The organism is Rheinheimera sp. F8, assembly GCF_001518915.1.
In genome coordinates this window covers 2,639,239-2,652,601 of sequence record NZ_CP013656.1, presented here as the reverse complement: position 1 = coordinate 2,652,601, position 13,363 = coordinate 2,639,239, and the positions used below count along the sequence as shown (strand labels likewise).

The 13,363-nt window shown below is 53.3% G+C and carries 14 protein-coding genes; 4 read left to right on the top strand and 10 right to left on the bottom strand.

Features of this window, described 5'->3' with window-relative positions; genetic code table 11:
• Positions 1–27 precede the first annotated feature (27 nt).
• Positions 28–702: a nitroreductase family protein gene (locus ATY27_RS11860; protein WP_208930854.1), complete on the bottom strand. Its 675-nt coding sequence runs from the start codon at positions 700–702 to the stop codon at positions 28–30.
• 149 nt (positions 703–851) lie between these two features.
• On the opposite strand from ATY27_RS11860, the gene yjjX reads away from it, so the two are divergent.
• Entirely contained in the window at positions 852–1,382 is a 531-nt protein-coding gene (yjjX, locus tag ATY27_RS11855) for an inosine/xanthosine triphosphatase (RefSeq protein ID WP_208930853.1), read from the top strand.
• A 154-nt stretch (positions 1,383–1,536) separates the two neighbouring features.
• Complete coding sequence (locus tag ATY27_RS11850) at positions 1,537–1,941, top strand: VOC family protein (RefSeq protein WP_208930852.1); 405 nt, start codon at positions 1,537–1,539, stop codon at positions 1,939–1,941.
• A gap of 85 nt (positions 1,942–2,026) precedes the next feature.
• On the opposite strand, the gene ATY27_RS11845 is transcribed toward ATY27_RS11850, so the two are convergent.
• The 7 genes from ATY27_RS11845 to ATY27_RS11815 form a co-directional block, all read right to left on the bottom strand.
• A complete protein-coding gene (locus tag ATY27_RS11845; protein ID WP_208930851.1) occupies positions 2,027–2,818 on the bottom strand; it encodes a DUF1080 domain-containing protein in 792 nt (263 codons plus the stop codon).
• 92 nt (positions 2,819–2,910) lie between these two features.
• The gene (locus ATY27_RS11840) at positions 2,911–3,519 is read right to left on the bottom strand and encodes a gluconate 2-dehydrogenase subunit 3 family protein (RefSeq protein WP_208930850.1); all 609 of its coding nucleotides are present in this window, start codon (positions 3,517–3,519) and stop codon (positions 2,911–2,913) included.
• 1 nt (position 3,520) lies between these two features.
• Entirely contained in the window at positions 3,521–5,212 is a 1,692-nt protein-coding gene (locus ATY27_RS11835; RefSeq protein WP_208930849.1) for a GMC family oxidoreductase, read from the bottom strand.
• 104 nt (positions 5,213–5,316) lie between these two features.
• Complete coding sequence (locus ATY27_RS11830; RefSeq protein WP_208930848.1) at positions 5,317–6,273, bottom strand: TIM barrel protein; 957 nt, start codon at positions 6,271–6,273, stop codon at positions 5,317–5,319.
• Complete coding sequence (locus tag ATY27_RS11825; protein WP_208930847.1) at positions 6,266–7,501, bottom strand: nucleoside permease; 1,236 nt, start codon at positions 7,499–7,501, stop codon at positions 6,266–6,268. The genes ATY27_RS11830 and ATY27_RS11825 overlap by 8 nt, the downstream gene beginning before the upstream one ends.
• Before the next feature lie 119 nt (positions 7,502–7,620).
• Positions 7,621–8,676 carry a sugar phosphate isomerase/epimerase gene (locus ATY27_RS11820; RefSeq protein ID WP_208930846.1) on the bottom strand — a complete coding sequence of 352 codons (1,056 nt, stop codon included), beginning with the start codon at positions 8,674–8,676 and terminating at the stop codon, positions 7,621–7,623.
• 67 nt (positions 8,677–8,743) lie between these two features.
• Positions 8,744–9,913 (bottom strand): Gfo/Idh/MocA family oxidoreductase, encoded by a 1,170-nt coding sequence (locus ATY27_RS11815; protein WP_208930845.1) that lies wholly within the window; start codon positions 9,911–9,913, stop codon positions 8,744–8,746.
• 340 nt (positions 9,914–10,253) lie between these two features.
• Here ATY27_RS11815 and ATY27_RS11810 point away from each other — a divergent pair, with 340 nt between their 5' ends.
• Both ATY27_RS11810 and ATY27_RS11805 read left to right on the top strand, forming a co-directional pair.
• Entirely contained in the window at positions 10,254–11,276 is a 1,023-nt protein-coding gene (locus ATY27_RS11810) for a LacI family DNA-binding transcriptional regulator (RefSeq protein WP_208930844.1), read from the top strand.
• A 74-nt stretch (positions 11,277–11,350) separates the two neighbouring features.
• Positions 11,351–12,229: a sugar phosphate isomerase/epimerase gene (locus ATY27_RS11805; protein WP_208930843.1), complete on the top strand. Its 879-nt coding sequence runs from the start codon at positions 11,351–11,353 to the stop codon at positions 12,227–12,229.
• 82 nt (positions 12,230–12,311) lie between these two features.
• On the opposite strand, the gene ATY27_RS11800 is transcribed toward ATY27_RS11805, so the two are convergent.
• A complete protein-coding gene (locus ATY27_RS11800; RefSeq protein WP_208930842.1) occupies positions 12,312–12,734 on the bottom strand; it encodes an SRPBCC family protein in 423 nt (140 codons plus the stop codon).
• A gap of 150 nt (positions 12,735–12,884) precedes the next feature.
• The gene (locus ATY27_RS11795) at positions 12,885–13,178 is read right to left on the bottom strand and encodes a hypothetical protein (protein ID WP_208930841.1); all 294 of its coding nucleotides are present in this window, start codon (positions 13,176–13,178) and stop codon (positions 12,885–12,887) included.
• Positions 13,179–13,363 lie beyond the last annotated feature (185 nt).

The window sequence follows — 13,363 nt, the reverse complement described above, 5'->3', positions numbered from 1 at the left end:
TTATGGCTGGTGTGGCTGACCGCGACTTTATTCAACCACAGTACAGATTTGGTCAAACGGCTTTTTCTTTAACGCGTGCGCCGGTACCGTGGCGTCTGCTGCCGGATATCCCAATACCAGCAACATATATGGCCGGTCGTTATCGTTGTCGCGGCCACAGATTTTGCTTAAAAAACTCATTGGTTTTGGTGTATGCGTTAACGACACTAAACCAACCTGATGCGCCGCCTGGATCAAAAAGCCGGTGGCGATGCCCACAGATTCATGGACATAGTAATTGGTGTCGCTGTCGTTATTGTCGATGCCACCGCGTTTTTGCGAAAAAATCACAATGAGCCACGGCGCTGTTTCAAGGTACGGCTTATGCGCGTCAGTGCCAAGTGGTTTTAATGCATTGAGCCATTCATCGCCGGCGCGGCCATTGTAAAAACCGGCTTCCTGTAACTCTGCTTCATGGCGAATTTGTTGTTTTACCGCCGGATCGCTGATCGCGACAAAATGCCAGGGCTGATGATTGGCGCCACTCGGCGCGCCGGCCGCCACCTGGATCAGCTGTTCAATCACCTGCCGTGGCACCGGTTTGTCAGAAAAATTGCGGATAGTATGGCGACGCTGCATCAGCGCCAGATGATCGGCCGCGCGTTGTTGCAGCTCAGCAGGACTATATTCAACAAAATCGGTCAGCGGGTATTGAGTTTCCATCAGCATGCTCCGGCAAGTGGCGGGTTCAGGGTAAAATCTATGTAAACACAAAGTAGCCTGAAACAGAAATCCGACCAACCATATCTGGACAGATGCAAGCCCAATGACTGGCCGGTATACTCTGGTTTTTTGTGTGAAGGAACCTCAGTATGTCATGGCAGATCGCAGTTGCATCGACCAATCCCGCCAAAATCAACGCCGTCCGCGAGGCCTTTGCTTTGGCATTTCCAGACGTGCAGTGCCACGTCGGCGGCTATAAAACCGAATCGGGAGTCGCCGCACAGCCAATGAGCTCCGCCGAAACCCTGCTCGGCGCCGACAACCGCCTGCATAATTTACAGCTGCAACTGCAACTGCAACTGCAGCCAGCGGATTTCTATGTGGCCATTGAAGCTGGATTAGACGATGGCATGACGTTCGCCTGGATGCGCATCACTGATGGCAAACGCGACGGCCGCGCCCGCTCCGCGTCGCTGCAATTGCCGGCCGTTGCCGTGCAACGACTGGAGCAAGGTGACGAGCTCGGTGATGTGATGGATGACCTGTTCGGTACGCAAAATATCAAACAGGCCGGCGGCGCGATTGGCCTGCTGACCCAGCATAAACTCAGTCGCAGCAGCGTGTATCAGCAGGCCTTGATTTTGGCATTAATCCCGTTTTTATCACCGGACTGGTTTTAAGTACATCGCACTATTTATTAAACATCTGCAATATTAAACATCGGCTTGTCGAAAATCAGCGCTGCTCATCGACTACTGTTGGCACAAGCTGTTGATAAGCGCTGTGCAGCGAATTTGAATTTTATTGACGGGCAATCACAAACAGGAGTGTTTTATGTCGCGGATGATTTTTATCAATTTACCAGTGCTGGATTTAACCGCCAGCATCAGCTTTTACCAAGCGCTTGGGTTTAATCAGAATATGCAGTTCAGTGATGCTACTGCGGCCTGCATGGTGTGGAGCGACAGTATCTTTGTGATGTTATTGACTCACGCTAAATGGCAGACCTTCACAACCAGGCCGATCCCCGCACAGAGCAGCAGCGAAGTGATGCTGGCGCTGAATGCCGACAGCATTGACGCGGTCAATCAATTTGTTGCCACCGCGGGCGCACAGGGCGGCAAAGTCGATGTAAATCCACCACAAGATCACGGTTTTATGTTTAGCCGCAGCATGCTGGATTTAGATGGTCATATCTGGGAAGTATTCTGGATGGATCCGGCGGCCTTGGCTCAATAAAGGGTTCAATAGAGGGCTCAATAAACAGTCCAATAAAAACGGGGGCGCAACAGGCCCCCGCTCGGCTGGCTCAACGCTTAATGGATCACAGCTTGCGTACCCAGATATTGCGGAAACTGACTTTATCGCCATGGTCCTGCAGTTTCAGCGGGGCACAGCCATGCGCAGGTTGCTGCGGCGGGCCGATCCATTCAGTGGTGCCGGCAATTTCAGTATGGTTTTGCAATAACACCCCATTATGCAGCACTGTGACATAACCCGGACTCAGCCGTTTATTGCCATCAAAACGTGGCGCTTTATAGATGATGTCGTAGACCTGCCACTGCCCGGTCGGTTTTGTTGCGTTGACCAGCGGAATAGTCTGCTTGTAGACAGCACCAGCCTGACCATTTGGATAAGTACTGTTCTGGTATGAATCCAGGATCTGCACTTCATATTTATCCTGCAAGAAAATCCCGCTGTTATTGCGCATCTGACCTGTTTTCGCCGGATCTGCCGGCGGTGATTGCCATTCCAGATGCAGCTGGATATCACAGAAATTCTCTACAGTGCGGATATCACCACTGCCCGGCTGTACGGTCATCACACCATCTTTCAGTTGCCAGAGCGCCGCGCCACCATCTTTGACAGAGCGCCAGGCCGATAAATCTTTACCGAGCAACGGTATGGCATCCGACGGCAGGTTGTTTTGACCGAAGCTGACCACCTTTGGTACCGGTGTCCAGACTTCAGTCCGGGCGGCCTGCGCATGGCGCTCGGCGTCTGTCATTTTGGCAAGCTCGGCGGTAGTTGGGAAAGTGTCAGTCGCTGCCTGCGAGGCTGGCGCCACAACACTAAAAACCAGCGCGGCGCTAAATAAAACTGATAATTGCTGCATAAAAAAACTCTCACAAAGTGGTTGGGGGCGCTGTGAAAAAACAGCGCCTTCTGTTGCCTAAAAACCCAGGCTATAAAAACCAAGGCCTGCCATCAGGTCGCCCAGGCTTTATCGCCTTTTTTATACGGCATAGCCCCGTCATAACGTCCTGGTACCGCGACATAACGCAGCACTTCAGTGGCGCCCACTTTGGAGGTAAAAAATACAAAAATACTTAGCTGTTTCAGCAGCGTAAAATAATGCGGCTCCAGTGAGGCATCGCCTTTGCGATTCGACACATTGGTGCTGTCATTGCTGGCGATTGCGGCATTACGGGCGCTGGCGTCTTTATCAAGCTGTGTCAGTAACGCCGTGCGTTCAGCCGCGGTTAGCTGCAAAAAATCACGCTGATATTGTTGTTTACAAGTTGCCTGCAATGCAGCGAGGCCTGCGACAAACAGCGCCTGTTGCTTCGCGTCATAACAGTCCTGCACCATCACCGCCATCTGGGCACCACAACCGGCATCTTTCGCGCCGGGCGTGTTGGTGCGTGGCAAAATGGTTTCGGCAATTTCATCCAACAGCATAATGTCGCCGGCGCCAAATAAAGGTTTTGCCGCTGCCGCAGTTTTTGCAACCGGGCCAGCGGCCCAGGCTTCTCCGCCAACAAAAGCCAGACCAGTGGCGGCCGCGATCATTTTTAACAGGTCACGTCTTTCCATCTCAGAGCTCCCCTTTTTTCAGTGCTTCGACCGCGAAATTGGCGGCGCGCGCGGTCAGTGCCATATAGGTCAGCGACGGATTGACACAAGACGCCGACGTCATACAAGCGCCATCGGTGACGAACACGTTCGGTGCATCCCACACCTGATTATTGGCATTTAATACCGACGTTTTCGGATCTCGCCCCATCCGGGCTGTGCCCATTTCGTGAATGCCCATACCGGGCGCATAATCGCCGTTATAGCCCTGCACGTTTTTTACACCGGCGGCCTCAAAGAACTCGACCGCATCCTGCATCATGTCTTTTCGCATGCGCAGTTCGTTGTCTTTCATCTCGACATCCATCGCCAGCACTGGCAAGCCCCACTTATCTTTAACTTTCGGATCCAGGTAAATCCGGTTGTCATGGTGCGGCAGCATTTCGCCAAAACCGCCCATGCCAATGCCCCAATGCCCGGGTTCGGTTAACACCGCTTTTAAGTCGATGCCAATACCAAGCTCTGCGACGTCACGCCGCCAGTTTTCCCGACTGGCCGAACCCTGGTAACCAAAACCACGCAGATAATCGCGTTTGTCACCGCCCCAGTTGCGAAACCGCGGCACGTAAAAACCGGTCGGCCGGCGGCCAAAATGGTATTTGTCGAGATAGCCTTCGACTTCGCCGTAAGCGCCAACGCCTAAGTGGTGGTCCATCACATTGCGGCCGAGTGCATTGCTGCTGGAGCCCAAACCGCCTGCCCACACATCCGTAGCTGAATTCATCAAAATCCAGGTGGAGTTAAAAGACGACGCATTTAAGAATATGATTTTGCTGGTAAATTCAACGGTTTGATTGGTTTCACTGTCGAGCACTTCCACGCCACGCGCGCGTTTTTTGTCTTTGTCGTACAGCACCTGCGTTACAATCGAAAACGGCCGTACGGTCAAATTGCCGGTTTTCATCGCGACCGGCAGCGTCGACGACTGCGTGCTGAAATAAGCACCAAATGGACAACCCAACCAGCATTTAGCTCGGTATTGGCAATTGACGCGGTTTTGCTCCGGCTTTGGCTGGGTAATATTGGCGGTGCGGCCACAAATCAGGTGACGGCTGCCACCAAAGGCTTTTTTGATCCGCGCGGCCACGTCTTTTTCGACGATATTGAGCTCAAACGCTGGTAGATATTGCCCGTCCGGCAACACGTCCAGACCATCGCGGTTGCCGGAGATACCGGCGAAACGCTCGACATAATCGTACCAGGGCGCTAAGTCGGCATAACGAATTGGCCAGTCGACCGCCACGCCTTCTTTTAAGTTGGCTTCAAAATCCGCTTCGTTTAACCGGTAGCTTTGCCGGCCCCACAACAGCGAGCGGCCGCCCATGTGATAACCGCGATACCAGTCAAAACGTTTTTTCTCGGTATATGGCGAGTCTTTTTCATTGGCCCACATGCCGAAGGTACTTTCATTCAGCGGATAATCGCGTTTGAGTACCGGATAGTCCTGTTTCATTTGCTCGGTGGGCCTGTCGCGGTGCGGGTAATCCCACGCCTCTTTCATCGCGTTGGTGTAGTCTTTGATATGTTCAATGTTACGGCCGCGTTCGAGCAGCAACACTTTTAAGCCTTTTTCGGTCAGCTCTTTGGCAGCCCAGCCACCACTAATGCCGGAGCCAACGACGATGGCGTCGTAATGATTTTGCGCAGTTGTCATCTCTTGCTACCTGTGATTTTGTTATCTGTTATTGCTGTTGGCGCGCTCTTTTTGCGTACTCTTTTTGTACTGAGTCTCAGCGCTTAAAGTTGGCTCACCCCGGTTCAAACATCACAAATGCGGATAGCGTCCGCCAGTGATTGCACTTTGCCCTCTGGTGTCGCTGGCGTTGGAATAAATTCCTGCGCCAGATACCCTTTAAAGCCGGTCGCGACTATCGCCTTGGCGATCGCCGGGTAATACAACTCCTGCGTCTCATCAATTTCATGCCGTCCCGGCACCCCGGCAGTGTGGTAATGGCCAAAATATTGATGGTTATCCTGGATAGTGCGAATGATGTCCCCTTCCATAATTTGCATATGGTAGATGTCATACAGCAGCTTAAAGTGATTCGATTTCAGTCGCTTACACAGCTCAATGCCAAAACCTGAGCTATCCGCCAGATAATCCGGATGGTCAACTTTGCTGTTAAACAGCTCCATCTGCAGCACCACGCCACGGGCTTCTGCCTGCGGCAGAATTTGTGATAAACCCACGACAGCGTGATTCAGCGCCGTTTCCCGGTCCATGCCTCTGGCATTGCCGGAGAAACAAATCAGATTGGTATAACCGGCGTCGGCGACCAAATCGATATGGGCGCGATAGCGCTTGATAAGCTCCGGGTGAAACTGCGGATTGCACCAGCCATCGACCAGATTGATCTCAGCGCCGTTACACATCGAGCAGTCGATGCCGTATTTTTTTAACGTCGGCCAGTCTTTTGGCCCGACCAAATCAATCGCACTAAAACCTAAGGATTTAACCAGCTGACACAGCTCCTCAATCGACAGATGGGCATAAGTCCAGCTGGCGACCGAATGATGGACCCGGCCTTTTAGTGCCGGCTTTTCGTCATCTACGTCATCTGCGCTGGCCGCTGCCTGTGTTGATTGCGCTGCAGTTGCAGCACAGCCGCTCAGTAATAATGACGGCCCGGCGACGCCAAGTGCCACACCGCCCGCCGCCAGTTGTTTCAGCATGCTGCGACGGGAAACGCCTGTGGACTCCGTGGTTTTAGTCATGACGGCCATCCTGAGCTGCAGCTAAGGTCTCGTTTTTGAAAATCAGCGCAAACAGCACCAGCACCACCGCAGCAAAACCAGCCGGGAATAACCAGATGTGCGTCCAGTCGGCACCCGAAGCTGTGGTGTAGGCCTGTGTTACTTGCCCTGCCACACTAAAGCCAATCAGCATGCCGATACCGTAAGTCGCGAGCGTAATAAGCCCCTGTGCTGCGCTCTTGTAAGCCGGACCGGCTTTGCTGTTGGTGTAAATCTGACCGGAGACAAAAAAGAAGTCATAACAAATACCGTGCAGCGCAATGCCAACCAGTAACAAGGCCATACCACTACCAGCATCGCCATACGCAAACAGCACATAACGCAGCACCCAGGCCGCCATGCCTAAAATCAGCGTCCAGCGGATACCAAAACGATTTAAAAACAGCGGCAGCGCCAGCATAAAAGCGACTTCAGACACCTGACCCAACGTCATTTTGCCGGTGGCATTTTCTACACCAACGGCAGTCAGGAACGGGTTGGCATTTTGGTAATAAAATGCCAGCGGGATACAAATCAGAATTGATGAAACAAAAAACAGCGCGAAATTGCGATCTTTTAATAGTTTCAGCGCATCCAGGCCAATCAGCTCACCCAGCTTGACGTCGGTACCCCGTGCAGCAGGCGGTGTCGCCGGTAACGTAAAGCTATACAAACCAAGCGCTAAAGATGCGGCCGCACACATCAGGAAAGTGTTTTGCAAAGCACCGGCCGCAATCGCCTCAGCGGCATCCCAGCCAAACAGATAACTGATGACAAGGCCTGCTGCTATCCAACCGATAGTGCCCCAGACGCGAATTTGACCAAACTCACGTTCCGGCTGTTGCATCTGACCAAAAGACACCGAGTTGACCAGCGCTAAAGTGGGCATGTAAGCCAGCATATAACCGAGCACCAGCGGATAAAACGCGGCGAAATCAGTAGCCTGCGCCATCAGATACATCAGCACCGCGCCAATCAGGTGCAGCACCGCCAATATGCGTTCGGCATTAAAAAAGCGGTCGGCGATTAAACCGATAAAAAACGGCGCAATAATAGCGCCCCAGCTTTGGGTGGAAAATGCCATACCGGTTTGCGGGCCGTCGGCGCCCAGGTTCTGGCTTAAAAAGGTGCCCAGGGTGACAAACCAGCCGCCCCAGATAAAAAACTGCAGAAACATCATGGTACTGAGGCGTATTTTTATTGTACTCATCGTCATCCCCTCGATTTTTGTTGTTGTATTGTCTGTTGCGCTTTAGGTATTAACGAAACCGGTCATCGCGCTACACCGGTTCCTGTGGTCAGACTCGAAAAAATTGTGACTGCCGCCTGCTATTCCAAACCAAGAATGCGCCGGTTGCGCGCGGTATCCGAACTGCCCCCGGCGAAATCATCAAAGGCGCGGGTGGCGCGGTGAATCAGATGCGCGGCAATAAAAGGTGCGCCTTCTTGCGCGCCTTGTGCCGAATCTTTTAAACAACACTCCCATTCCAGTACCGCCCAGCCCTGATAACCATACTGAGTTAACTTACTGAAAATGCTTTTGAAATCGACCTGGCCATCGCCTAATGAACGAAACCGTCCGGGTCTGTCCACCCAGTCCTGATAACCGCCATAGACGCCGGCGCGACCGTCCGGCCGGAATTCAGCGTCTTTGACATGGAACATTTTGATGCGGTCATGGTAGCGGTCAATAAAGGCCAGATAATCCAGTTGCTGCAACACAAAATGGCTGGGATCAAACAGGATATTGGCGCGCGGATGATTGTTGGTGGCTGTTAAAAAACGCTCAAAACTGGCGCCATCATGCAAATCTTCACCAGGATGAATTTCATAACAAACATCGACACCGGCCGCATCAAAGGCATCCAGAATCGGTAACCAGCGCGCGGCCAGTTCAGCAAAACCCTGCTCAACCAGACCCGCCGGTCTTTGCGGCCACGGATAAACCAGATGCCACAACAAAGCGCCGGAGAAGGTCGCATGCGCTTTGAGGCCGAGATTCTGACTGGCTTTCGCTGCCAGCTTCAGCTGTGCAATCGCCCACTCAGTCCGTTCTTTTGGCTTGCCACGTAAATGTGCCGGCGCAAAGTTATCAAACAGTTCGTCGTAAGCCGGATGCACGGCAACTAACTGGCCCTGCAGGTGTGTCGATAACTCGGTGATGCTGATGCCAACGGCGGCACATTGCGCTTTGATGTCATCGCAATAGGCCTGACTTGCTGCCGCTTTTTCCAAATCAAACAGCGCCGGGTCGTTGGTCGGCACCTGAATGCCTTTGTAGCCTAAGTCCGCTGCCCATTTCGCCATCGTGATGAGATTGTTAAATGGCGCACTGTCGCCCATAAACTGCGCCAGAAAAATCGCCGGGCCCTGAATACTCTGCATTGTGTGTCCTCGCAAAAATGGCTCGTATAAATTGTTTAGACCAGATCAGGCCCGATATCGCGTTGCTCTAGCCGACATCCGGCACGGTCTGCCATTTTTCTGCACTGGTGGTACTGACTGTGTCGATAAAAGCCATCCCGCGTAAGCCGGCGCTGATGCCTGGCACGCCACCTGGCGTGCCGCGCTCACCGGCGCGGATCGCGTTGGCGAAATCACGGTACAGATTCGCCATCGCTTCTAAATATCCTTCCGGATGCCCGGCCGGTAAGCGGCAACGTTTCAGTGCTTCTGCGCCAAGGCCAGCCTGACCGGCACCAGCACGCAACAGATAAAATGGTGCGCCATGTGGCCGCACTATGATGCTGTTTGGCTCCATCTGCTGCCACTCCAGCCCGCCTTTGTCGCCATAGAGGCGAATTTTCAGCGCGTTTTCTTCACCGGCACAGATTTGACTGGCGATGAGCACGCCACTGGCGCCGCCGCTGGTTTTAAATAACGCCGCACCGTCATCGTCGAGCCGGCGGCCCGGCACATGACTGGCCAGTTCAGCACAAAGCTGATTGATGCGCTGACCGCTGATAAATTCGGCGAGGCCAAACGCATGCGTGCCGATATCCGCCATGCAGCCGCTATTGCCGGCCTGCGCCGGATCGGTGCGCCAGCTCGCTTGTTTCTGCGCGCTGGCTTCTAAGTTGTCAGTCAGCCAGCCTTGTGGGTATTCGACATAGATTTTGCGTAAAGTGCCAAGCACACCATCCGCCACCAGCTGTTTGGCCTGCCATACCATCGGATAACCCAGATACGTATGCGCCAGACCATATAAGCGGTCGCTTTGTGCCAGCTCAGCCGCCAGCAATTCTGTTTCAGCAAGCGTGACACCGGCTGGTTTTTCACAAAACACATGAAAGCCGGCCGCAATCGCAGCGCGGCTGACCGGTACATGCAGTTGATTGGGCGTGACAATGACCAGCAGCTGCATCCGCTCATGTTCCGGCAAGGCCGCTTCTGCGTCTAACATCTGCTGCCAACTGTCGTATACACGCTGTGGCGCGAGATCAAGCGCCGCGCCGGTGCGCTGGTTATTGCCGGCGTCGCGGCTAAAGGCACCGCAAACCAACTCGGTCTGCCCATCAAGCGCCGCGGCGTGACGATGCACGGCGCCGATAAAAGCACCTTCGCCCCCACCGAGCATGCCTAAACGAATTTTCTGCGAACGGGGTCGGATCGGCTGACTCATCTGTGTATCCCTGCCAAAAGCTGTGTGGAAAAACCGGGGGCATGCTGTTGCAGCAACTTCAGCCATGCCTGATTTAAAAAATGTAACGGATTACATTTTGCCGCGTCAACCTAAAATCCGGCCAAAAGCAAAATATTTGCGTCATTTTTGCGCAAAACCAAAATATGCACCGCACCAAAAACGAGCATTTGCACTAATTTATTGCTCAGAAAAGCCACAAAACCCCTTCACAGCGCGGCGAATATCCCTTATAAATGATACCGGTTACATTTAAAGCTATTGCATCATCAGTCACGGAACTGAGTAGAATGCCGGTTTGGATCCAACAAAAAGAACGCTTATGTCCAATATCCGCGAAGTGGCCCGTTTGGCCGAAGTGTCCGTGGCAACAGTCTCCCGGACTTTGCAGCAACCCGATTTGGTGTCGCTGAAAACCCGTAACAAAGTGCTGGCCGCTGTCAAAGCTGCTGGCTACAAACCCAATTTAATGGCGGTACGGTTTCGCTCCGGCAAAACCCACAATTTAGTGGTGCTGGTGCCGACCGTCGCCAACGTGTTTTTCGCCCGCGTCATCAGCGGCATGCAGGAAGCCGCGCACGAAAACCAGTATGCGCTGCTGCTTGGCAACACGCTCGGTGATGACGAAATGGAAGCGGCCTACGCCAAGATGGTGCAGACCTCGCAGGCGGATGGCCTCATTCAGCTGCGTGCGCACAATCCTTTTAGCGCCGCAGAGCCGGCAGAACCCAATGACGAAGCGCCAGCCTTATTGCCAATGGTCAATGCCTGTGAAGTGCTCGACAAAGCACCTTGCCCTACTGTCGTGCTGGATAACCGCGCGGCAGCCAGTGCGATGACCGAACATTTATTGGCGCTGGGACACCGGCGCATTGCGATGATTAAAGGCCCGGCGCGCAGCCCGCTGACCCGCGACCGGGTCGCTGGTTATCGCGACGCACTGCAGGCCGCTGGCGTGCCTTTTGCGGAAGAATTACTGTCACCAGGCAATTTCTCGCTGCAATCCGGCTTTCAGGCCGCCGGTGATTTACTGGCCCTGCCGAATCCGCCGACGGCTATTTTCTGTGAAAATGACGAGATGGCGATTGGTGCCATTCAGCGCATTAAACAACAGGGTTTGCGCGTGCCGGCTGATATTTCCGTGGCCGGCTTTGACGATATTTCATTTGCCGCTTTTACCGATCCGCCACTGACCACGATAGCCCAACCTGCCGAAGAATTCGGCCGCACAGCGGTGCGATTGCTGATAGATGTGCTGGAAGGCCGGCTCAGTAAAGCGCCGAAAGTGATTTTGCCTTTTGATCTGGTGGTCAGAGCCAGTACCGGACCGGCCCCAGGCCAGTAAAAGACCAGTAAAAGATTGCTAGCGCAGATAGTAAATCCGCTATCTGAACCAAGACAACAACAGGGAGCTTCATCATGATCACGACCCCAAATTTGCTATCACCAGGCCGCCGTCAGTTTCTGCAGCAAAGCTGCGCCGGCATCGCCGCTTTGACTCTGCTCGGCAACCCTTTGCAGGCGCTCGCTGAGAGCCAAAGCAGCAGCGCTGTGAAAAAAACCGGTCTGCAGCTCTATACCTTGCGTGACATGATGGAGAAAAGTGTCGCCGACACACTGAAGTTAGTCGCAGGCGTCGGTTATGGCGATGTCGAATTCGCCGGCTATTTTGGCCACAGCGCCGAGGATATCCGCAAACTGCTTGATGCCAACGGTCTCTCTGCGCCATCGGTGCATGTACCGCTGGACGTACTCAGAAGTGCCCTGCCACAAGTGATCAAAGATGCCAAAGTGATTGGCCATCAATATATTGTGCTGCCCTGGATATCCGAAGAGCAGCGCGGCGATTCAGTCGACAACTATAAAAAGCTGGCGGTCGAACTGAACGGCTTTGCCAAACCAATCAAAGACGCTGGCCTGCAGCTGGCTTATCACAACCATGATTTTGAGCTGACGCCGGTTAAAGGTGGTCTGCCATACGACGTGTTACTGAGCGAAACCGACAAAGAATTAGTCAAGATGGAGCTGGACCTGTTCTGGGCCGTCAAAGCCGGTGTGGACCCGCTGACATTATTCGCAGCCAATCCGGGGCGCTTCCCACTGGTGCACGTCAAAGATATGGCGAAAGACGGCGCTATGGTCGACGTCGGCACAGGCACTATTGATTTTAAAGCTATTTTCGCTAAGGCCGGGCAAGCCGGCATCCGCCACCAGTTCATCGAACACGACAACTCCAACAACCGGATCACGACTATCCGGCAGGGTTATCAGGCGCTGTCGCAGGTACTGAAAGGCTGAACGGCTGTTTATACCAGTGCGTTTGCGGTTTAACCCCAGCCGGTCGCGGCTTATTTAGTCATGGTTCAAGTGCAGCGTTGTGTTATGACGCTGCATTTTTACTTTCAACATAGGCCTTAAAATTCTGCAAAATGCCGAGCCAGCCCTGCCGTTGCTGCTCGGCGGAATGTTCATCTTCCGCCTCAAAGGTTTGTTGTACTCTGATGCCTTGCGGGCTCTCGCTAAACCGAACGTCCACCAGACGCGCGTCCCCCAGCTGATAACGAATCAACTGATGCGGCGTGATCGCAATAAAATTTCCAGCAAAATCAAAACCGAAAGACCCATCTTTTGCTTCCATCCGGTAATTGAAGGTGCCCCCTTCGACCAAATCCAGTTCGGCTTTGGGGCAACACCATTCTGTAATCGCGAAGTTCCAGCCAGTGATATGCGCCGGCGTGACAAAACACTGCCAAACCTGTTCCAGCGAGGCTTTTACTGTTGTTTCAATTGAAATTTTCATCATCGCTCCATGGTAAACAATATCGGTTTTCTACAGACCAGCAAGCAGGTCCGCTGCCATGGTCGGCTTTGGTGGATAGATTTCGACAGCAACTGGAAAAATTGTATCAAGACCACAGATCTCTTTAACGCCAACGGGCGGGAAAACACTTAATTACCAGAAAATCCCAACCGCCAGCTCAACCCATAACATGAAGGCTGACGTTATCAGGAACACCACCGCCAAAAGCCGCCAGCGTCCGGCAGGCAGATAGCGCCAGCCTAACTGTGCGCCAAAGATGGTCATAAACAACAACAAGCCCGCTGCGACAAAATCAGCAGGTCCCCACCGCACTTCGCTGCTCCACAGCATCGCCAGCAGGGGCAATAACAAAACCAGCAGCGTACCAAGTAACACCCGCGCAGCCAGTTGCAGCACAGTGAGGGATTGCGATGAAACAAGCAGCATAGGGCCACGCCTCAGTTGTAATATCGTATCGCTTCACTATAGAGCGCAAGTCGGAACTCCTGCCAACATCAGCAGCAGTTAGCCCAAACTGACCAACCCGGACCGGGCTGGCTTGCTGCCGATTTCGTCCAATCACACGGCCGCATAGACTCAAACGCCTGCTGGCATTGGCCATTAAAATTGAT